Raw genomic sequence first — 21,410 nt, 5'->3', positions numbered from 1 at the left:
CAGGGTGCTGCCACTGTGCGCATCGTTATAGGCCATAAACGCCATATTGCCGCCCAGTGCCTGCAGTTGCTGTTTCATGCCAAGCGCGTTCAGGCATTTGACGCCGTTGGGCCAGATCGAGATCGCCGCACCGACTGGCTTCATCTCTTTGACCGCTTCAAAAACGGCCGTATCGAATCCTGCTTTCTCCAGCGCAATAGCCGCGCTCATGCCGCCAATGCCCGCTCCAATCACAATCGCTTTCATCACTGTCTCCTTTGTCTACCTGATTACCCTTGCAACTTTTGTACCATTCGTTTTTCTTTGCAGTGATTTATTTAATTTATTGATTATTATGGGTTATCAGTAAATGTGCGTTGCGTAAGTTGCACTGATTTCGAGCAACCATTTGCACGGCGATGGGGCGGTGGAACCCGATCGTGAATCAAATGTTCCAGCATGGCATTTGGCGGCGGAGAGGCCATACTGTTTAGAACCTTTTCGCGAGGAATTTCCCATGAAGTGGATAATGGTGTTGATGATGCTGTTCAGTGCGGGTGCTATGGCGCAAACCCAGTGGCAACCGCAAAGAAAAGCGCCCGTGGTGCAACTGACGCCGGTGGCGGCGAAATGCGACCTCTCGTCCTGTCAGCAAAACTGTTATGTACAGCAATCACAGTGCAAAAATGACAACGGCGGCGGCTGTGGATCGCTCGCACAAATTTGCGTACAAAACTGTTCTAACGAGTGCCGATAAATGAAATAAATCTGTCATAACAGGGTGCTAGCGTGTTTCCCCGGCAAGGTAATATTCTGATAACAGGGGAAAATAATGAAAACCCGCTATACACTGATTGCAACGGTTTTACTGCTCGCTCAACAGGCCCATGCGACAACACTGCCGCAGGCGGCCGCACTGGCAGCACAAACGTCTACCGGTTCAACCCCAGGCTATACGCAGCTGGAGCAGCAGTCGTTGCAGGCTCAGCGCACCTGGCTGCAAGGCGACAGTGCGTCACTGAAACGTGAGCAACTGGAAAAAGCCAAACAGACCAGCACGCAGGCAGACAAAGCCTGGCTGAAAAGCAGTGGCTATGATTTCAACGTGAAGCAAAATCAGCAGGCTGGCATCGCGCTGTTATCAGGTTTCAGCACATTGCCAGACAGCGTATTGACGTCTAACCGCGCCACCGTGACTGATATCAACCTGAATGCCACGCAGAACGTGCGTCATCAGGCGTTGCAGGATGCGGAAGCAATCGGCTCGCTGTATTTCCTGTCTGACGCCATGGGTCCGCGTCTGGGTAAAGCCTTCATCGCGGCTTATGACAAAGGCGAACTGAGCAAAGCCGCTGCGCTGATTAAGGCCAGTGAAGTCAGCACCAGCGCTGCCAAAAAACACTTTAACTATCCGCGCCCGTTCCTGCATGAAGGCAATACCATCCATCTGGTACCCGATGATGTGGTGGTGAAAGACAATGTGCGCTATACCGCGGACGGCGGATCGTTCCCCAGCGGGCACACCAATACCGGTTATACCGATGCGCTGCTGATGGCCGAAATGGTGCCAGAACGCTTTGAGGCACTGGTCACCCGTGGTGCGCGTTATGGATATTCGCGTCTGGTGTTAGGCGTGCACTATCCGCTGGACGTGATGGGTTCACGTATGGTGGCAGAGCGCAACGTGGCGACTTACCTCAACGATGCACGCTATCAGGTGCTGTTCAAAGAGGCGCGCGATCAACTGCGTGCCGCGCTGGAGAAGGAGTGTGGTACTTCACTGGCTGAATGCGCACGCACAACCGGCAAGGACGATCCTTACCGCGCGCCGGATATGAAGCAATTCTATCGTTTCACGCTGAGCTACAATCTGCCAAAAGCCAATGTGAAAAACACGCCGATTCAGGTGCCGCAGGGCGCGGAGATTCTGCTGAAAACCGCGCTGCCTAAACTGTCTGATGCGCAGATTCGTCAACTGATGGTGAAAACCGCCTTGCCAAACGGTTATCCGTTGTCGGGTAATGCCGAGCAATCCTTCTGGCAACGCGTCGATCTGACCGCCGCTTACGCTATGGCGAAGTAATACTGAGGCGGGCACTGTTCGTGAACGGCAGCGCCCGCGTTTTACAGGGAGATATCGAAGGATTTAATTAAATAACAGTTGATTGCATGACAGATGTCGCGACCGCAAATGGCTGGTTCGAAAGGCGTCATCGTATTTGCAGGGCAACATTCCCGGCACTTTTCAAACAGCGCATAGCCCTTCAAACGTCAATCGACAATAAATAACTTTGCACCCTGTGCAGTGGAAGAGCGGTGTGCTTCGGCATTATCGGCAACCTGATAGCTCACGCCCGGGGTCAGGGTAAAAGTGCGGCCATCTTCCAGTTCGGTGATCATTTCGCCTTCCAGACACAGCAATATATGACCTTTGCTGCACCAGTGATCGGCGAGATAACCCGGTGAATACTCCACCATGCGCACACGAATATCGCCAAAACGCTGAGTGCGCCACAGCGCAAACCCGCTGTCGCCCGGATGTTTTTCGGTCTCGAGGGTGCTCCAGTCGGTAATGCCAAACGGTAGTTGATTGATCTGCACGACGCTATCCTTATTGAATTCGACGAGAACACAACATTACCGCCTGGCAAAAAAATAACCAGTGAATTCAACCGACTTCATGCCACATTTCGCTCATCGCCAGCTCCAGCCTTTTGAACACCCGATAACGTGCATCATGAAACGCAAAGCGTTCCGGGCGTGGCTGTAACTCGCCGGGATTAAGGCGTACTGCTTGCTGTGCCGCCGTGGCCAGATCGGGCCAGACACCTACGCCGACGCCCGCACAAAGCGCAGCACCCAGCGCGCCAGTCTCTTTGCACTCAGCCACGCGAATCGGAACGCCCAACACATCAGCAAACATTTGCGGCCAGATGCAGCTGCGCGCCGCGCCACCAGAAAGGGTCGCGTGGGTAAGCGGAATCCCTGCTGCGCGCAAGCGATCAATGTGTGCGCGATGGGCAAATGTCACGCCTTCAAACAGCGCAAACAGCATATCTGCGCGCGTATGCCAGCCGCTCAAGCCATAAAACCCCGCTTTTGCGGGTTCAGATTTACGACCGGAATAGAGGTAAGGATGATAGAGCGGCAACTGCGGGTTGGGTTCAACATGGGCCACGGTATCACTGCTGTGCGCCGCGCCGTTGCCAGCGCGTCCATCATCGAACTCACGCAGGAACCAGTCGAGATTGGCGGCCGAGGTGGCGCTGGCTTCAATCGCCATAAAGCGATCATTTTCAATAATTGAATTCATAAACACGGGCCGCTGGTAATCCGGTTTATCGACCACCACCTGATTGATGCTCCAGGTTCCTGCGACGATAGAAGCCTCTCCGGTTTTCACCACGCCAGAACCAATGGCGCTGGCCACCACATCAAAAATGCCGGCCACCACCGGAATACCTGACGGTAATCCGGTGAGTTGCGCGGCGCGCGTGGTGACGTGTCCGACCACCGCACAAGACTCGCGCAGAGGCGGCAGCAGGTTAATCGCCTCTTCAATGCCATACAGAGCCATCAACTCGTGGCTGTAATTGCGCTGTCGATAATCGATTAATCCGGCTCCGGCGGCATCGGAAACCTCAGCGCTGATAGCCCCGCAGAGGAAATGGGCGATGACATCTTTAGCACACAACAAATGGCCGATCTGCGCCCAGCGATCGGGCTGATGCTGTTTAATCCAGCTGATCAGCACGGGCGTGGCGGCGGGCCAGGGCTTCTGCAGCGAAAGTTGATAGATGGCTTTATCGTTACCGCTGGCTTCCAGGCCCTGCACGGTTTCGATGGCACGATGGTCAATGGATTGAATGCCGAACAACGGCTGCTGCTGCTTATCGAGTGCATACAGACCGTTACCGTGACCCGCCGCGCCCACGGCAATAACCTCATTCGCCGCGCTGCCCGCTTGTTGCAGGCAGCGCGTGACGGCCACGCTGACCCCGTGCCAGATATCTTCTACCGGACGTTCCGCATAACCTTCTTGCGGCTGGAAGGTTTCTCCCGCACATTCGGCAACCGACAGTACGCGGCCACTGAGATCGAACAGTACCGCTTTGATCATGGTGTTTCCGGCATCGATGCCGAGAAGTTGACTCATATCCGACTCCGATTCTCAGACGAAGACGGCGCACCGCTTAAGCGCCGGTGCAGGTAAAACTCAACCCTGCTGGTAAATGTCTAATGCGTCCGGGCCGCTGGCGCCCTGGTGGATGATCGCCATCAGCGCTTTCACCACGCGAGACGGATTATCGTGTTGATACACGTTCCGGCCGTACACCATGCCGCTGGCACCTTGCGCCATTAACGCCGCGCTTTTGGCCAGCACCGGTGCCAGTTCCCCTTTGCCGCCACCGCGCACCAGCGTCGGACAGCGCGCCGCTTCCACTACGCGGTGAAAATCTTCCACCTTCTCCGTCGGATCGGCTTTGATGATGTCGGCGCCGAGTTCACGCGCCAGACGCACCAGCGGTACGATTTTCTCAACATCACCGATCGAACCGTAAGCCGCGCCTTGTCCTGCCGGCGCCATTACCAGAGGTTCGATCATCAGCGGCATCGCATAGCGATCGCACGCCTGACGCAGACGGCCGATGTTCTCCACGCACATGCGGAAGATGCCGGGTTCATCAGGGATCAGATAGAGATTCACCACCACCGCAGCCGCATCCATCTGCAACGCGGCGAGGATTGGCTCATCCGGGTTGTGCAACACCGCCCACATTTCGCGATGGCGCGCCGCGTTATAGGCGTTGCCGACATCCGTGCGCATCACCAGCGCCGGTTTTCGTCCCGCGACCTGCTGCAACAGATCGGCCTGGCCGTAATTCACCTGAATGGCATCCGGCTGCGCGGCGATCAGGTTCTCCATCACACCTTCGATGTTCTCTAACCCAATCAGAAAGTCGGGCTCATTCGCAATACCGTGGTCGATAGCCACATCAAGGCACTTACCGTGTTGAAACAGACGATTCATGCGGACTTTATTGCTGACTAACATGGCGTGTTTCCTCCTGGAAAAGAGTGGGGTTGAGATCGGTCAGGCCGTGCTGTCGCGCCAGACTGGCGCAACTGCTTTGCAGATAGTGTTGCAGTTGAGTGGCGTTCCAGCCGCGCAGATCCGCCATCAGTTGAGCAATTTCGGCCACCAGTGAGGGCGTCAATTCGCCGCAAATCGCCAGCGACGTGCGGCGCACCAGCAGGTCTTCAAGTTGTTGAACCTGCTCATGCTCAATAAGGTAACGAAGTTCCAGCGCGCTATACCCCGCATGATGCTGCAGCGGCTGCTCCCCCTGTTGCTGAATCAATTGCAGGATTGGCAGGGCGCGGCTGCCATAACGGCGGACTAACTGCGATACGCGGGACAAGGGCAGTGAATGTAGATGCGCGAGTTGGGCAAGCCACGCGGTTTGTCCGGAAGGTGCAGGGAAGTCGCGTCCACCGCCGATGGGCAGATCGCCGCTCGATATTCGGCGCTTTTCTCCGATCAGACGCAATACCCGATCCGCGGCCTCTTCACCAAATTGACGGAAAGTGGTCCATTTGCCGCCAACCAGACATAGCAGGCTGTAAGCATGTGCGGCATCAGGCGGCAGCAGCACCAGCGAGTGATTGCGCGAGATTTGCCCGTTAACTTTGGCGTTGCTGGCCGGAAGCGGACGCACACCGCAAAAGGTGTAGAGAATCGACGATTCCGGCACCAAGACGTCAGGAAAAACAAAGCGCAGCGACTCAAGAATGTAGGCTTTTTCCTGCTCTTCACACACCACGCTATCGGGATCGTCCACGCGGATATCCGTGGAACCGAGCAGCACTTTGCCAAACCACGGAAACATAATGCAGACGCGGCCTTCCTGGTTTTCGAAATAGACCATTTCCCCATCGAGCACCTGTAACAGTTTGGGGTGATCAATGATCAAATGCGAACCCTTGGTCCCGCCAATCAGTTTGGTGAAATGTTCCGTGGGCGCCAGACGCTGATTGAGCTGATCTATCCACGCGCCGCCGGCATTCACCAATACATGCGGCTGCAGAGTAAAGTGCTCACCGCTGAGTGCATCCTGTAACGTAACGGATTCGCCATCGGCGCTCACCAGTTGCAAATAATTCAGCGCCAGTGCCTCCGGACAAGCACGCTCGGCATCTTCAATCAATTCATAACCCAGTCGTTCTGGCGCACTGATCCACGCATCGTAGTAGCTGGCGCTGTATTTCACCCAGGGGGCAAATCCTGGCCAGCGGTCGCGCGTGGCTGCCTCACCGCGCACCTGATGTTTGGGCATCGATCCGTACTGCCTGGTGTAGACATCGTAGAGACTGAGGCCAGTTTTGATCAGCAGAGCGCCGCGGCGTGTGGGTTTGTCGCTCAGACGCAAAAAACGCCGCGTGGCATTGAGCAGTCCGCCGCCAAGGTTGTCGATCGGGACGGTGGTACGCAGCGGAAAAACATAGTGCGCCGCGTTTTTCAGTAGCCGGTCACGCTCCATCACCGACTCTTTGACCAGCGTAAACTCGCCGGTTTCCAGATAGCGCAGTCCGCCGTGGATCATACGAGACAGCGCGCCGCTGGCCGCCTGGCACCAGTCACCTTTTTCCACCAGAACCGCCGGAATACCCTGCAATGCCAGTTCGCGAAAGGTGCTGATGCCGTTGATGCCGCCACCGACAATCAGCACTGGTGTCGTGGTGCGTTGTCGTAAAGCGCTGAGTCGCTGCTCGCGTGTTGCATTATTCTCCATGGATTGCTCCCCGGCTCTTGGCCATTTCGAGTACGCCTGCTGCGGTGGATTCGTCGGTAACCATGCCTTTTAGCCACTGGCCTTGCAGCGCACAGTGGATGGGATCCACTTTGTCGCGTCCGGCCACCACCGCCATAGAAAAGGGAATACGTTGTAGCTCCGATAAGGTCAGCCCAACCAGCCGCTGATTGGCGTCAAACGGCGCGGGCTGGCCTTGTGCATCGAGTAACCAGGCTAGCAGTTCGCTGCGTGCGCCACTGGTTTCGATGCTGGCGGATGCATGACGAGCTGCCAGATTCAAATCGTAGTAGCTGGAACTGTCGCTGTGAATTGAACCAAGACCGATCACTGCCAGCGTAGCGTTACGCGCTTTATCCAGCACCCGGTCTACGGCACTGATTCTCATCAACATGTCACGTTCAGCAGCAGAGTCAGTGAAGAGCGGGGCATGAATCTGCCAGGCATGGCCACCAAGCCGAGCCGCCATTTCAGAGGCAACATGATTCACGTCGGTATAGTGCTTTCCTTGCACGCAACCCAATGCAGGCACGACCTGAACATCGTATTTGCGCGAAGCATGCAGTGCCTCCACCAGAGCGCTCACGCCTTTGCCACCGGTGATCGCAATAACGTCGCCATCTTTCAGACGTGATAGCAAATAATCCGCCGCCGCCGCGCCCACCATCTGTAAATTCTGCTCATCACTGCGCGCGACATTGGGTGCCACCACCACCTGTTGCAGTTGACCCCATTGCTGCAGATCACTTTCGAGTTGGTGGGCCGACAGCCAGGGCGATTTAATAGTGATTTCCACCATGCCGCTCTCTTTGCCCTGACGAATCAGGCGATTCACGCTGGCGACCGACAACCCGGTTTCCACCGCAATCTCCGACTGCTTTTTGCCGTCGAGGTAATACATCACCAATACCTGATAGATCTGGCGTGCACTGTGAAATGCTGGATGTTCGCTGGCGAATTCCATCGATGATGCGTCCTTATGCTGCCCGATATTTATTCAGCAGGTGGTCAATCGACACCGCCGCCAGCAGAATTAAACCTTTGATCAAGTCCTGCCAGTAGACGGAAACATTAATCAGGATCAGTGAGCTGGTCACGATGGAGAGCAGTGCGACACCTAAAACCGCGCCCAGAATCGAGCCAGTGCCGCCTTTCAGGCTTGCGCCGCCTATCACCGCCGCCGCTATCACGTTCAATTCCATCCCTACGCCAAAGGTCGGGGTAGCTGAGCCTAACCGCGCCATATAAATAATGCCGGCTACACCTGCTAGCGTTGAGGTGAGTACCGTGACCCACAGTTTTATGCGGTTGATGTTGATGCCGGAATAGGCCGCTGCACGCTCATTACTGCCGGTATAAAATACTTTGCGGAACAGCGTGGCTTTGCGCAGCAGGAAATCGAACAGGGCGACCAATACAAAGAACAGCAGGATGACAAACGGAATGCCCCACATGGCACCCTGGCCGATAAATTTGAAACTGACGGGAAGTGTGAACAGCGACAGCGGCGTGCCCTGGGTGATGATCATGCAAAGCCCGCGCACAATCACCATCGCTGCCAGCGAGGCAATAAAATGACTCAGGCCGATTTTGGTCACTGTTAAACCCATCAGCAAGCCTACCAGTGCGGCGGCAGCTATTCCTCCCAGGCTGGCCAGCCAGGGATCCACCCCACTGAGAAACAGTTGTCCCGCGACCACCATAGAAAGGCACACCACCGCGCCGACCGAGAGATCGAGACCGCCGACGATCAACAAGATCGTCATACCGATCACCACAATGCCTTCAATCGAAAACGACAACAGCATCGCTTTCATATTGGCCCACGTCAGGAAGTAGGGTGAGGTAAAACTCATCACGATAAAGATTAACGCGATGATCGCAATCAAACCGATTTCCCGCTGCTTGTGCAGGCCGCCAAACAATGACAGCCGGGATTTGCCTGCTCCGGGCAAGGTCGTATTCATGGTCATAGCGCCTCCACTTCAGGGGGAATGCCAGCAGCCAGCCTCATCAGATTCTCCTCGGTCATTGCATCGCCGGTCACTTCACCGGTGATGTGACCTTCATGAATCACGATAATGCGGTCACATAAACCAATCAGCTCAGGTAACTCTGATGAAATCACCACCAGTCCGACACCGTTATGTGCTAATTGGGCGAGGATCTGGTAGATCTCTGCCTTGGCGCTGACATCAACGCCGCGCGTCGGTTCATCAAGAAAGATAATTTCGGGGTGCACCGACAGCACGCGCGCTAGCGCCACTTTCTGCTGATTGCCGCCAGAAAGCGATGACACCGGGTCGCTCAATTTGCCGCGTTTCAGTTTGACCTGATACGCCAGCGCTTCCGCTTGCGCACGCTCGCGGCTTGGGCTTAGCGTCAAACCGTGATGGCTAATCGCGCGGACATCCAGCGCCGAGATGTTCCAGTCAATTGGCATTGCTAAAAACAGCCCGGCGTCCTTACGATCTTCGGATAAATAAACCATGTGATGTTGGATACTGGCGGCGTAATTTTTCAGTGTTGCTGGCTGGCCTTTGATACGAACAGTGCCGTGAGTTACCGGCTGCAATGCGCACACGGCCTGAGCGATTTCGCTACGGCCCGCGCCCATCAAGCCACCAATGCCGAGAATTTCGCCGGGATACAACTCGAAATTGATATCGTAAAAACGCTGACTATCGCTAAGAGATCGTACCTCCAGCAGCGGTGCGGCACGATGAGAGGGGCGCTTATCGGGATAGAGTTGCGACAATTCGCGACCGACAAGGCGCGTAATGACTTCATCCGGTGTCATGCTGTTCAATGGCGCACTGTGCACCGTCCGGCCATCGCGCAGAATGGTGATGTGCTGACAAAGCGCAAAAATCTCGGCCATACGATGACTGATATACACCACCGTGATGCCCTGATCGCGCAGTTGACGCACGATGGTGAACAGCGTCTGCGCTTCTGGTTCCGTGAGCGCTGCAGTGGGCTCATCCAGAATCAGTAAACGACAATCCAGCGTCAGTGCTTTGGCAATCTCTACGAGTTGCTGTTGTGACAACGACAGTTCGCTAACCTTTTTACTCACTGGAATCGGCGCAAGGCGATTCATAACCTGCTGCGCTTTTTCCCTCAAGGTTTTATGCGGTAATAGAAAGCCGCGCTGCTGATGCGCCATCCAGATATTTTCATAGATAGTAATATCCGGGCACAACGCGATCTCCTGATGCACCAGCCCGATGCCTAACCGCTGCGCCTCACGCGGCGAGCGAATGGTTACGGATTGCCCCTCCAACACTATTTCACCGCTGTCGGGGCGCAGAATGCCATCAATGATATTCATCAGAGTAGACTTACCCGCGCCGTTTTCACCGGCCAGCGCATGAATTTCACCGGACCTTAGCGTAAGATCAACGTCCTGTAACGCCTGTACTGCGCCGAAGCGTTTGCTGATGCTGCGTAACTCAAGCAGTGCCGTCATCATCTTTCCCCTTACTCGTTGATGCCTTTGGTTCCACGACGTTTCAGGTAACGGTCCCAGCGGAAATCATCGGCATTTTCTTTAGTCACCACGGCATAACCATTGTCGAGGATTGGGAACGAGAAGGGATTCACACCGTTGCGTTTGGCATCATTCATGGGGTCAATCAATTCTGGGTGGGCGGCGAGGAACAGCGTCATAAAGCCCATGTAGCCCTGTATTCCCTGATTGGGGTTGATGGCACCAAACACCTCGCCGCTTTTGATCATATCCAGTACTTTGGCGTTGACGTCCACCGTCATCACTTTCACTTTGCCACCGTTTTCCACCACTGCCTGTGCGGCACCGATTGCGGAACTGGCTTCAGGCATGAAGATGCCTTTCAGGTTTGGATTCGCTTGTAGCATCGACAGCAGGGCGTTGTAGGCTTTTGATGGATCCTGATTAGTGGCGGCGCGCGCAACCAGCTTGCTGTCAGGAAACGCGGTTTTCATCTCATTGATAAAAGCCGTAACCCGACGGTCATGATTATCCTGCCCTGGATTTTCCAGCACCGCATACTCCGCGCCTTTGCCCATGGCTTTACCGAGTTCATCGGCGGCGGCTTTACCTTCACGGAAGTTGTCTGAGGTGATGTAAGCGACACGCTTGCTGTTGGGGGAATCAGCGGCAAAGGTTACCACCGGAATGCCCATCTCTGCCGCACGATTAATTGGCTCGATAAAGGGGTCGGGATTCATCGGATGGAGGAAAATCCCGGCGGGTTTCTGCGCCAAAATCTGTTCGAAACTGGCTAACTGCTGGTTGACGTCATAAGCGGGCGTGCCACCATAAACGGTTTTGCAGCCCAGCTGATGCGCAGCTTGTTTAAACATCTCGTACACCGGAAACCAGTATTCAACACCGGTCACCATGACGTTCATGTAGTAAGTTTCGCCAGGTTTGCAACGGAACTGTGGTGATTCATCGGCGGCACGTGCGGTGCTGGAGAGTGTTCCCGCTAACGCAAGGCTGGAAAGAAGGATGGCGATTTTTTTCATGTTTTTCCCCGGAGCAGACGCTGAATTTGGAGGCTCAGCCGTGACGACTTAACGCGGAAAAACGAGCCGGGGTACGTTTTGAAAATTATTTCTGATGTGTGAAATAATTTTCATAAGCTATAAAAGCTGGCGGGGAAAAGATCAATTAATGGTTAATAAAATGTTTCGCGCTTGTGATCGCCTTCACTTTCCCGCGGATAGCAGAAATTTGGTTAGGTGAAACCGTGACGGAATTTTATAATCACGCGCTGAAATTGTGGCTTAACTGAAATAAAAGGAATTTTCATGCGCTTATCTCTTACTGCGCTAGCGCTGCTGGCAAGCACCAGCGTCCTCGCACAAACCCCTTCACCTGACGCCATCATCAAACCGTTGATGCAGCAATATCAAATCCCTGGCATGGCGGTGGCTATTCTGCACGATGGCAAAACCGAGTTTTACAACTACGGTGTGGCATCCAAAGAGACTCAACAGCCGATTACTGCGCAGACCTTGTTTGAAATCGGGTCACTCAGCAAAACCTTTACCGCTACCTTAGCGAGCTATGCGGCTCAGCAGAAAAAACTGCAGTTTAGTGACAAAGCCAGTACATGGTTGCCCGAACTGAAGGGCAGTGCGTTTGATCAGGTGTCACTGCTAAACCTTGCTACTCACACCACGGGCACGCCGCTGTTTGTGCCGGACGATGTGACCAATCAGCAGCAGTTGATGAACTGGTACAAAAACTGGCAGCCGCCGGCTCAGCCGGGCACTCAGCGTGTCTACTCCAATCTGGGGATTGGTATGCTCGGCATGATTGCCGCCAAAAGCTTGCATCAGCCGTTTATCAGCGCGATGGAGCAGCAACTGTTACCCGCGATGGGCATGAAGCACACTTATATTCAGGTGCCTCAGTCAGAGATGGGCCAATATGCGCAAGGTTACAATAAACAAGACAAGCCGGTACGTGTGACGCCAGGCCCGTTGGATGCTGAATCGTATGGGTTGAAATCGACATCCGCTGATCTGATTCGCTGGCTGGCGATTCAACTGGATGAACAGAAGGTCGCGACGGAGTGGCAGCAGGCGATCGCCACCACGCATCAGGGCTACTACAAAACCGAGGCGTTTACGCAGGCGATGATGTGGGAATACTATCCGTTGCCTGTCTCATCAAAGCAGTTGGTGGAAGGCAACAGCGGTCAGCGCATCATGAAAGGGATGTCGGCCACGTTGATCACGCCACCGCAGGCTGCGCCACAACAGGCGTGGTATAACAAAACCGGTTCGACCAATGGTTTCTCAACCTACGCGGTGTTTGTTCCGTCACAGAAGATTGCGGTGATTATGCTGGCGAATAAATGGTTCCCGAATGACGATCGCGTCATCGCGGCGGACAAAATCATTCAGATGTTGGCTCACTAACGGATTGTTGGGCGCGCCCCGACGCGCCCAATTAAATCGCAACTTACTTTCGTGCATCCAATGCGAGTTTGACGGCCATTCCCGCCAGCACCGTGCCCATCAGCCAGCGCTGCAAACGCTGCCAGCTGGGGCGCGTCAGTAAAAATGTCGACACCTGGCCAGCGGTAGTAATGAAAATCGCATTGACCGTCAGGCTAATCACAATTTGGGTGATGCCCAATATCAGCGACTGCATCAGCACACTACCGTGATGCGGGCTAATAAACTGCGGTAATAGCGACAGAAACATCATGGCGATTTTTGGGTTCGCGAGGTTGGTGAGGAAACCCATGGTGAACAATTTACGCGGGTTGTCGGCAGGGAGATCGCGCACGGCAAATGGCGAGCGGCCGCCAGGCTTGAGTGCCTGCCACGCAAGATACAGCAAATAGAGTGCGCCACTGAAACGCAGTGCATCATAGGCCCATGGAACGGCAAGCAACCACGCGGTGATACCCAGCGCCGCACACAGCATATAAAACACAAACCCTAACGCCACGCCGCCGAGGGAAATATAACCCGCCCGCTTGCCCTGACACAGCGAACGCGAAACCAGGTAGATCATATTGGGGCCGGGCGTAAGCACCAATCCCAACGCCACCAATGCAAAGGCTAACCAACTCGACAGTTCTGGCATGCAACACTCCTTGCGTTATTTTCGCGATTATGGCGCGAACCAGGCATATCAGGCAACGCACGTTTTCAGACTGACAACAGGAATAAGCTGCGTTACTTTGGCTCGGCTTATTTCATTTAAAAGGGAGATAAAAATGACTGTTCCTGTTGTGGCATTGCTAACGGCAAAACCGGGTTGCGAAGATAAAGCTGAGCAATTATTTCGTGGTGTGATTGAAGAGACGCTGCAAGAAGAAGGGTGTATTACCTATCAGCTAAACATTGATAGCAAAAATCCGCGCCGCTTTGTCTGGACCGAAGAGTGGGCGAGCCAGGAATTATTGGATAAGCACCTGAATGCCCCGCATATCGTTAAATTGTTCGCGGATCTTGAACCGCTGTTAGAACACGCGGAAGTGGTGGCATTACGCAAAGTCGCGGGTGGCAATGCGTGATAAGGAATAAGCAGACTTCGGTCTGCTTTTTATTTGTTGATATCCAGATGAGATTTCGCGTCAGAATATAAAGGAAACCAAAATGAGAACACAAAAGCGTTGCATGGGTTACGTCGCTATTGTGGTCGATGATTATGACCGCGCGATTGAATACTATACGCAAAAACTGGGATTTCATTTAATCGAAGATACCCCACAGCCGGGCAAGCGCTGGGTGGTGGTCAATCCCAATCCGCAGAGCGATTGTAACTTGCTGCTGGCGCAGGCATCGAATGAGCGCCAGCAAGGGTTTATCGGTAATCAATGCGGCGGCCGGGTGTTCCTGTTTTTACAGACGGACGACTTCTGGCGTGATTACCAGCAAATGAAAGCCAATGGCGTCACTTTCTGTGAAGAACCCCGCGAAGAAGAGTATGGCACGGTTGTGGTTTTCGAGGATTTGTACGGCAACCGTTGGGATCTTTACCAGAACAAATGATCGACCGGTCTGACTCGCCTCAAAATCCAGGTTTCATACACCGGTTAAGCGGCCGATAATGGAAGCCTGAAATGACCTGGTTTCCCACTTTAAACAGGTAGATGCGGGCGGTGAAATTCTCGTCCGCCAGCGGATCAATATATTTCCCGATAGCGGGATCCTGCGTATCAGGACCCGCAATACGAAAAGATTTGCGAGTGGAAACCGTTACGGAATCAGGATGGTAGTCATAATCAAGATTCACGGTGCGATCAACATTAATCCTGCTTTCAAGCCCCTGCGACGACATAAATGCCAGATAAGCATTTAAATGACCTTCACGACTACCGCTCAAAATATCCCAGTAGCCATGACTTACTACGGTCCGGTCAGGTTCATCATAGATGATATAGGTCTCGGCCCGGCAATCACCAGAAAATGGCCGTACAAAATAGGGCAGCGAAAACCAACCCAGCAACAATGCCAACAGGCAACATGCCGCGGAAACAGCCATTCTCATGGATGATTTCTCCCGATAACCGCAAATGTCTGGCAAGAGGTTGTCGCCAGTTCAATTTCGCCTTTGCACACAAAGAAATTAATCGCGTTGCCACGATCGGCATTAATGTAGATTCTGCTGTGCGGCGTAATGGAAACCTGCATTTTGTTAAGCCAGTAACTCACGCGTCTTGCCGAGTCATATTTGTCATTTTCCACGTATTGCGAAAACAGAAAGCTGTGCCCATCAAGCAGAAGTGGTTCGCCATACCGCAATGGGTGGATAAGTTGTTGGCCACGAATCACAGTGCCCACGATAAAAAAAAGGCAGCAAAGCAGCAGCGTAAGTACCCTGAATTTTATCTTTGTCGGTTTATTCTTAAGCGCTGATTTCGATGTGTCAGAAACAGAGATCGCTGATGTTTCTTGCTTTTGATTCAAACCATCCTGGCGTTCCGGAAACGAATAATTTTGTGAGTCTGAAACGAGAGTGATGCAACCGGGTTTTAAGCGATATCCCATGTATCCCAGTGTTTCAAGAATTTCGCCTTCTACTTCCAGTGAGGCGAGTGATTTCCGGATGCGAAAAAGGGTTTGTCGTACAGTATTATCGGAGACCACAGCACCATGGTTTCTCCAGCAAGCGTCATGTAATGCTTCTTTGGAAACGATATTACCTTCATGCTCACACAGGTACGTCAGGCATATTTTACTTTGCCTGCTAAGAATAATCTCTTTATCTTCCAGCCTGATCAGACCGGTATCGGTAAAAAAAATAATGGTCACTTCTGCCTGATCCCCACGGCGCATCTTCAACGCACACTTTTCATGCGGCTGATTATAACACGGTCTGACAAAAGGGCATGCTGATGATGACAATCAGGTAGGTAACAGCTTTGTCACAGGATTATCTATATGATTAATATGTGAATTATCTCCATGCTGGTGACTTTTAAGTGACATTTACGCCAGTATGTTGAAAGCCTTCAATCTAGCCAATAATATCCGCATCGGATTAATCGCATGGCATCGGCTAATATCGTTCAATTGAATCTGTAATAATTGCATATTGGCGTGATCACAATTGAGGAACATCAACAATGCATAGCGTCATTAAAATAACGACAAGCAAAATCAAAAATAAAAATATCGCTATTATGACACCCAGCGCGATCACCTATTATGGTATTCGCGCCATGTTGACAACATTGAATGCTGTGACGGTGACTCACCATCCCATCCAAACCCATGATGAACAGATCAACATCATTGATAGAGATTTGGAACTGATTATTATCGATACTGAGGTTGGCAATGCAGATGTTATTTCTATGCTGATAAAATCTTACTTGCCCACAGCATCAGTGATAATTTTAACCCGCGCATCGGATGTCAGGCTATTACAAAAATATAAAAAATCAGGTGTGCAAGCCATATTAAACAGGAAATGCAATCAGCGCGAGGTTGAAGATGCGGTGACGGCAGTACTTGAACATCGAGTCTGGGGATTTGAAGTCAAACCCACTGCACCGCAAAAGGGTTCATCTTTACGACAGGTATTCTCATCAAGGATGTATGAAGAAGCGATGCTTTCACTCAGTACCTCGGAAAGAACGATCATCCGCTCCATCTATCGCGGTCGTACCGTAACGGATATTGCTGTTGCCAAAGACAAAAGTATTAAAACCATTAGCAGCCAAAAACAGTCTGCAATGCGCAAACTCAATGTAAAAAATCTGGCTGAACTCCATCAGCGGTATCACGCCTGGCTGGAATAGTACCTGCCAGGCCATTTCCTTCCCACATACCACCGTCTTTTTCCTCTTGATTTCCAGACATTTTTCCTCATTTCCCGGTACCGGAGAGCCACTCCGGTGCACCTTCGGTTGGACGTTGTTCTTAATTTTTTTGTGATGGGTTTCTTAAAATCGTGCGCTGAAGTTAGGTGAAATGCCGACAGATTGTTATGAATGAAGCTAACTTAAGTTTCATTCGAAACAATCGGAGCGACAAAATGAATACATCCTTTACCTCTTTACAACAACCTGAAGATGCAAAGCAGCATATCCGCTTGATGAAACAGGTGCTCAGAGCGCAAATCGGCGATGTTGAGGGCCTGTTTGAGCAGGTCAGAAGTAAAATCCTCAGCGAAATTGCTGTAGCTCGTGAGGAAGAAGCGCGAAACGGCACGGCATGGCCACAGGTACGTTGGGATGACATTGCCGCAGGGCGCATTTCCGATGAAGTGAAGGATCACATTCGTCGTCGCGGCTGTGTGGTGGTGAAACAGACCTTTACGCGCGAGCAGGCGTTGGGCTGGGATGCGTCGATGCTGGAATACCTTGATAAAAATGATTTCGATGAAGTCTATAAAGGGCCGGGTGACAACTTCTTTGGCAGCCTCGATGCCTCACGCCCTGAAATCTATCCGATCTACTGGAGCGAAGCACAGATGTCGGCGCGTCAGAGCGACGCCATGGCACAAACCCAATCCTTTCTGAATCGCCTGTGGACCTTCGAATCTAACGGAACGCGCTGGTTTGACCCTGATGTCAGCATTATCTATCCGGATCGTATTCGCCGTCGTTTACCGGGCACCACATCAAAAGGGCTGGGCGCGCATACGGATTCCGGGGCGCTGGAACGCTGGTTACTGCCAGCTTACCAACAGGTGTTTAGCAAAATCTTTAATAATCAATTCGATCAATATGATCCCTGGGACGCGGCACATCGCACAGAAGTGAATGAATATCAGGCTGGCACCACCACCAAATGTTCAGTCTTCCGCACTTTCCAGGGGTGGACTGCGCTGTCAGACATGCAATTGGGTCAGGGCTTGCTGCATGTGGTGCCGGTTCCGGAAGCGATGGCGTATCTGTTGCTGCGTCCGCTGCTGAAAGATGTACCAGAGGATGAACTCTGCGGTGTTGCACCGGGCAAAGTATTGCCCATCTCAGAGCAGTGGCATCCTGAACTCATCAAGGGACTGTGTTCCATTCCAGCAATGGAAGCGGGTGATTCTGTCTGGTGGCACTGTGATGTCATCCATTCGGTTGCACCGGTTGAGGATCAGCAAGGTTGGGGCAATGTGATGTACATTCCGGCTGCACCCCTGTGCGAGAAGAATGCCGCTTACGCCACTCAGGTTGCTGAGGCGCTGGCAACCGGTGCCTCACCGGGTGATTTCCCGAAAGAGGACTATGAAGCCAGCTGGCGCGATCGATTCACTTTGGACGCGTTAAACAGCAACGGTCGTCGCAGTCTCGGCTTAGAGTAAGTTTCTGGTAAGCTGGATAAAATTTTAATTAAAGCAGGCACTATGAACGCACGTCATCAGCACATTATCCAACTGGTCAGCGAACGCGGCAGCGTCAGCGTCAGTGAACTGGCGCAAACCACCGGCGTTTCCGAGGTGACGGTGCGTCAGGATCTGAATGTTCTGGAAAAGGGTGGCTTTCTGCGTCGCGTGCACGGGTCAGCCGTGGCGCCAGAAAGCGATGATGTCGGTGCACGCATGCAAACGCGTTTTGCCGTCAAAAAACGTCTGGCGGAGTACGCCGCTTCGTTGGTTAACGCAGGTGAAACGGTGTTTATTGAAGGCGGCAGCACCAACGCTTTGCTGGCACGCGAGCTGAGCGAACGCGGTGATATCACGATTATCACCGTCAGCCATTACATCGCGGGATTACTGCGAGAACAGGGCGGTGATGTGATCATTCTTGGCGGGCTGTTCCAGAAGAGCAGTGAGTCGGTAGTCGGGCCGCTGACGCGATTGTGCATCCAGCACCTCAACTTCCATAAAGCCTTTATCGGTATCGACGGCTGGGATGCCATCACCGGTTTTACCGGTCGTGATATGCTGCGCTGCGACGTGGTCAACGCCATCATGGAAAAGCAGACGCACACTGTGGCGCTCACCGATTCATCAAAGTTTGGTCAGATACATCCCTTCGCTCTGGCACCGACCGTGCCCTTTAAGCAGGTGATTACAGATAGCCAACTGTCGCCGGTGTATCAGGAAATATTGCGCCAGCAGCCAATGGAGTTAACGCTGATTTAGCGGGTAAAGAGGCTAACCTGTCGGATGAATGATGTATAACACTTACTATGGTACGCAGCGATGATGGCAGAAACTGAGGCCATCAACCTTGCCCGCGACTACGCCGAGCTGCATCGCACGGGCTGGAGTGAGAGCGATGTGCGGATTCAGCCGATTGAGCGTGAGGGCAAACAGTGTCTTGTAGTGCATTCTGCGACGGCGGATTTGAATGGACGGCACTGGATGGGATTTGAAACCACTACACCGCTTAAGTTCTATATTGATACGGATTCTGGCCAATGCTTCGGCCATGAGTATGGAAATCGTGGTCTGATTGCCGGTCGCTAATGAAGGATTCAATGTTCCCTAACATCACCTCCAAAAGACTGCACTATCGCCAGTTAGTTGCCGATGACTGGCGATTCTTTCTCTCGCTGCAACAGGATGAGCGTGTGATGCGCTATGTGGCCGATCCGCAGCCTGAAGAAGAGATTCGACGTGACAGGTTCGAGATAAGATTGCCCCACTGGCAGAAAGGCAGCGCCCATTGGCTGTGTCTGGTGATGATGGAACAGGGGCAATCAGCGCCGTTAGGCGTCACCGGATTTATCGATCGCGGTGACGGCGTGGCGGAAGTCGGTTTTTTGCTGGCAGCAGAAGCTCAGGGCAAGGGATTTGGTGCGGAATCACTTCACGATATTGCGCGTTATGCGCTGAATGAACTGGGCTTTCGCAAGCTGATTGCCACTGTGACCGCAGGAAATGAAGCCTCACGCAGGACACTATTAAAAGTGGGATTCCAGCAGGAGGGCACCTTGCGGAAAAGCTATCATCTCGCGGGTGAGTGGCGCGACGATTGGGTATTTGGATTATTCGCGGACGAATGGAGGCCACTCTAACCTGCGATTAACGCCTGTGCCGTTAATTCATCGGTAATTAATCCCGTCACCAAACCGCTGGCCAACACCGCGCGGATCGCGTCGACTTTGCTTAATCCCCCCACCAGCGCCACAATCTCGGCGCGGTGGGCAAGCTCTAAATCCACCGAGAGCGTACGCGCTGTCAGGCTGTTGTGAATCATCTGCCCGCTGGCGTCAAAGAAATGACCGAGCAGCTCACCGACAGCGCCAGAAGCCGAGATATCGTTGATCTCGGCTTCATCAATCATACCGGCTTCAACCAATTGCGCGGCCGGTTCCACAGTACCGATTCCCACCAGTTTCACCTCACTCTGTGCGGCCATGGCAAACACTTCGCTGACGCCGCGCTGTTTAAGCAGCACGTCGCGGTCTTCCTGAGTATTGGCGAAGAACGGCACCGGCATCATATACGCCTGCGCACCGGTCTTTTCGGCAATGCGATGCATGACATCGTGGGGATTGAGCGCATAGTTGCGCGTCAAACAGCCCAGCAGCGAAACGAAGCGCATATGCGGGGCGTCAATGCGCGAGAGTTGGTGAATAGCGGCGGAAAGGGTGCGGCCGTGCCCCAGCCCCAGGGTGATCGCAGGCTGCGACGTGAGGAGATTGCGCAGGTAATCCGCGCCCGCCATACCCAGCGTTCGCACTGGCAATCCCTCTTCACCAAGGTCAGGCGCAACGTGGCAAAAACGCAGTCCGTGCTTTTCACGCAGCTGATCTTCCAGCGCCACGCACGCCATGATATCGCCATCAATCGACACCTTCACCGCACCCTCCGCGACCATTTTGGCAATCATGCGATGGGTTTTGACAGACGGTAATCCCAGACGTTTGGCGACTTCAGCCTGGGTCAGGCCGCCCACGTAGTGCAGCCAGGCGGCACGCAGGGCTAAGGAGTCATCGCGTTCAGCGGGAGTAGGAGCCGGTTTCATGTTTCATTTCCTGATCAATAGGCTTAGGAAGCCAGATGCAAATCCTGCACGCCCGTATCAATGTGCGATGCCCAAAACGCGACGCTTTCCGCGATATCCGCCACCACCTGGCGGTCAGTGGGTTCACGCTCTTTAAAACTCAGTTCGAGGCAAATTTCGTTATCCTGCGCGCCACCGCGCGCCAGCGCGTCCAGTAGCGGCTGGGGCTGAATACGGCCGCCCGCATTGTACTGCAATGTGAAGGGTCTGTGGCCGCCTTTGTCCATCATGCTTTGTTTTATATGAATAATCGGCGAGTAGCGCGGCACCGCTTCAGCCCACGCGTAAGGGTCGTAATCACGCGGGTCGATTGAAGTGACATCGCCGTGATCGATATCCGCCATCATCCACATCGGCAGGGCAAAGGACTCACTGCTCAAACGCTGCTGCAGTGCGAGGCAAGCCGGAATGGTCTCACCAAACTCGCGTCCGATGCTCATCGGTTCCCAAAACAGGTATTTCAATCCGGCGGATTGCGCATGTTCCGCCACCTCGGCCCAGCAATCAATCGCGATATCGATCAGCGCATCCCGCCGCACTGCATCGTTGAAATCCTGCTGGGTGAAAATGGCGAACTGCGATCCAACCGCCTCGCCACCCAGTTCTGCGGTGATATCGGCGAAGGTTTTAAACCAGTCAACGTAGTAGCGTCGCACGTCAACGTCTGGATGACCAAAATGATTGAGGCGGCCATAGGGACCAGTCATAC

24 protein-coding genes are annotated in these 21,410 nt (G+C 53.3%); 10 read left to right on the top strand and 14 right to left on the bottom strand.

Features of this window, described 5'->3' with window-relative positions:
* On the bottom strand, positions 1–246 hold a 246-nt coding region (locus H7A81_RS16110; RefSeq protein ID WP_182058041.1), incomplete at its 3' end, for an FAD-binding protein.
* A gap of 250 nt (positions 247–496) precedes the next feature.
* On the opposite strand from H7A81_RS16110, the gene H7A81_RS16105 reads away from it, so the two are divergent.
* Positions 497–736, top strand: a complete 240-nt coding sequence (locus H7A81_RS16105; protein WP_166930995.1) for a hypothetical protein — start codon at positions 497–499, stop codon at positions 734–736.
* Positions 737–811: 75 nt separating this feature from the next.
* The gene (locus tag H7A81_RS16100; RefSeq protein ID WP_182058040.1) at positions 812–2,062 is read left to right on the top strand and encodes a phosphatase PAP2 family protein; all 1,251 of its coding nucleotides are present in this window, start codon (positions 812–814) and stop codon (positions 2,060–2,062) included.
* A gap of 188 nt (positions 2,063–2,250) precedes the next feature.
* Here H7A81_RS16100 and H7A81_RS16095 read toward each other — a convergent pair whose 3' ends face one another.
* The 8 genes from H7A81_RS16095 to H7A81_RS16060 all read right to left on the bottom strand — a co-directional run bounded on the left by H7A81_RS16095 (position 2,251) and on the right by H7A81_RS16060 (position 11,303).
* Positions 2,251–2,580, bottom strand: a complete 330-nt coding sequence (locus H7A81_RS16095; RefSeq protein ID WP_034823450.1) for a DHCW motif cupin fold protein — start codon at positions 2,578–2,580, stop codon at positions 2,251–2,253.
* 67 nt (positions 2,581–2,647) lie between these two features.
* A complete protein-coding gene (locus H7A81_RS16090) occupies positions 2,648–4,135 on the bottom strand; it encodes an FGGY-family carbohydrate kinase (protein ID WP_182058039.1) in 1,488 nt (495 codons plus the stop codon).
* Between the two features lie 60 nt (positions 4,136–4,195).
* Positions 4,196–5,035, bottom strand: a complete 840-nt coding sequence (locus H7A81_RS16085) for a class I fructose-bisphosphate aldolase (RefSeq protein WP_097117109.1) — start codon at positions 5,033–5,035, stop codon at positions 4,196–4,198.
* Positions 5,019–6,773 (bottom strand): glycerol-3-phosphate dehydrogenase/oxidase, encoded by a 1,755-nt coding sequence (locus H7A81_RS16080; protein WP_182058038.1) that lies wholly within the window; start codon positions 6,771–6,773, stop codon positions 5,019–5,021. Before H7A81_RS16080 ends, H7A81_RS16085 begins: the two co-directional genes overlap by 17 nt.
* Positions 6,763–7,755 (bottom strand): sugar-binding transcriptional regulator, encoded by a 993-nt coding sequence (locus H7A81_RS16075; RefSeq protein WP_182058037.1) that lies wholly within the window; start codon positions 7,753–7,755, stop codon positions 6,763–6,765. The genes H7A81_RS16080 and H7A81_RS16075 overlap by 11 nt, the downstream gene beginning before the upstream one ends.
* A gap of 13 nt (positions 7,756–7,768) precedes the next feature.
* On the bottom strand, positions 7,769–8,764 hold the full coding sequence (locus H7A81_RS16070) for an ABC transporter permease (RefSeq protein WP_097117112.1): 996 nt from the start codon (positions 8,762–8,764) through the stop codon (positions 7,769–7,771).
* Entirely contained in the window at positions 8,761–10,263 is a 1,503-nt protein-coding gene (locus H7A81_RS16065) for a sugar ABC transporter ATP-binding protein (RefSeq protein WP_182058036.1), read from the bottom strand. The genes H7A81_RS16070 and H7A81_RS16065 overlap by 4 nt, the downstream gene beginning before the upstream one ends.
* A gap of 11 nt (positions 10,264–10,274) precedes the next feature.
* Positions 10,275–11,303, bottom strand: a complete 1,029-nt coding sequence (locus H7A81_RS16060; protein WP_182058035.1) for a substrate-binding domain-containing protein — start codon at positions 11,301–11,303, stop codon at positions 10,275–10,277.
* Between the two features lie 285 nt (positions 11,304–11,588).
* Between H7A81_RS16060 and ampC the strand changes: the two genes are divergently transcribed.
* Positions 11,589–12,707 (top strand): class C beta-lactamase, encoded by a 1,119-nt coding sequence (gene ampC, locus H7A81_RS16055; protein ID WP_182058034.1) that lies wholly within the window; start codon positions 11,589–11,591, stop codon positions 12,705–12,707.
* A 43-nt stretch (positions 12,708–12,750) separates the two neighbouring features.
* Here ampC and H7A81_RS16050 read toward each other — a convergent pair whose 3' ends face one another.
* Positions 12,751–13,383 (bottom strand): LysE family translocator, encoded by a 633-nt coding sequence (locus H7A81_RS16050; protein ID WP_182058033.1) that lies wholly within the window; start codon positions 13,381–13,383, stop codon positions 12,751–12,753.
* Positions 13,384–13,516: 133 nt separating this feature from the next.
* Between H7A81_RS16050 and H7A81_RS16045 the strand changes: the two genes are divergently transcribed.
* Together H7A81_RS16045 and H7A81_RS16040 are read left to right on the top strand one after the other, a co-directional pair.
* A complete protein-coding gene (locus tag H7A81_RS16045; protein ID WP_182058032.1) occupies positions 13,517–13,816 on the top strand; it encodes a putative quinol monooxygenase in 300 nt (99 codons plus the stop codon).
* Between the two features lie 82 nt (positions 13,817–13,898).
* Complete coding sequence (locus H7A81_RS16040; protein ID WP_038646949.1) at positions 13,899–14,294, top strand: VOC family protein; 396 nt, start codon at positions 13,899–13,901, stop codon at positions 14,292–14,294.
* A gap of 19 nt (positions 14,295–14,313) precedes the next feature.
* Here H7A81_RS16040 and H7A81_RS16035 read toward each other — a convergent pair whose 3' ends face one another.
* Positions 14,314–14,793 (bottom strand): hypothetical protein, encoded by a 480-nt coding sequence (locus H7A81_RS16035; RefSeq protein WP_182058031.1) that lies wholly within the window; start codon positions 14,791–14,793, stop codon positions 14,314–14,316.
* Entirely contained in the window at positions 14,790–15,581 is a 792-nt protein-coding gene (locus tag H7A81_RS16030; RefSeq protein WP_255478983.1) for a helix-turn-helix domain-containing protein, read from the bottom strand. Before H7A81_RS16030 ends, H7A81_RS16035 begins: the two co-directional genes overlap by 4 nt.
* A 290-nt stretch (positions 15,582–15,871) precedes the next feature.
* On the opposite strand from H7A81_RS16030, the gene H7A81_RS16025 reads away from it, so the two are divergent.
* From H7A81_RS16025 to H7A81_RS16005, 5 genes are all read left to right on the top strand, one after another.
* Positions 15,872–16,549, top strand: coding sequence for a LuxR C-terminal-related transcriptional regulator (locus H7A81_RS16025; protein WP_182058029.1), 678 nt, complete (start codon positions 15,872–15,874; stop codon positions 16,547–16,549).
* A 236-nt stretch (positions 16,550–16,785) separates the two neighbouring features.
* Entirely contained in the window at positions 16,786–18,048 is a 1,263-nt protein-coding gene (locus tag H7A81_RS16020) for a DUF1479 domain-containing protein (protein WP_166931025.1), read from the top strand.
* Between the two features lie 42 nt (positions 18,049–18,090).
* On the top strand, positions 18,091–18,831 hold the full coding sequence (locus H7A81_RS16015; RefSeq protein ID WP_034823463.1) for a DNA-binding transcriptional regulator YciT: 741 nt from the start codon (positions 18,091–18,093) through the stop codon (positions 18,829–18,831).
* 63 nt (positions 18,832–18,894) lie between these two features.
* Positions 18,895–19,158 (top strand): hypothetical protein, encoded by a 264-nt coding sequence (locus H7A81_RS16010; protein ID WP_166931029.1) that lies wholly within the window; start codon positions 18,895–18,897, stop codon positions 19,156–19,158.
* Between the two features lie 11 nt (positions 19,159–19,169).
* Positions 19,170–19,709, top strand: a complete 540-nt coding sequence (locus tag H7A81_RS16005) for a GNAT family N-acetyltransferase (protein ID WP_166931031.1) — start codon at positions 19,170–19,172, stop codon at positions 19,707–19,709.
* Here the strand turns inward: H7A81_RS16005 and H7A81_RS16000 are convergent.
* Both H7A81_RS16000 and H7A81_RS15995 read right to left on the bottom strand, forming a co-directional pair.
* Positions 19,706–20,662 (bottom strand): sugar-binding transcriptional regulator, encoded by a 957-nt coding sequence (locus tag H7A81_RS16000; RefSeq protein WP_097117121.1) that lies wholly within the window; start codon positions 20,660–20,662, stop codon positions 19,706–19,708. The two genes, H7A81_RS16005 and H7A81_RS16000, sit on opposite strands and share 4 nt — an antisense overlap.
* Positions 20,663–20,685: 23 nt before the next feature.
* Positions 20,686–21,410, bottom strand: a 725-nt coding sequence (locus tag H7A81_RS15995) for a sugar phosphate isomerase/epimerase (RefSeq protein ID WP_182058028.1), incomplete at its 5' end; no start/stop codon positions are given.

It is taken from the genome of Pantoea sp. ME81 (genome assembly GCF_903970985.1).
Taxonomy (GTDB): domain Bacteria; phylum Pseudomonadota; class Gammaproteobacteria; order Enterobacterales; family Enterobacteriaceae; genus Pantoea; species Pantoea communis.
Note: the sequence above shows the minus strand (reverse complement) of the source record. Positions and strands in the feature narration are given on the sequence as shown.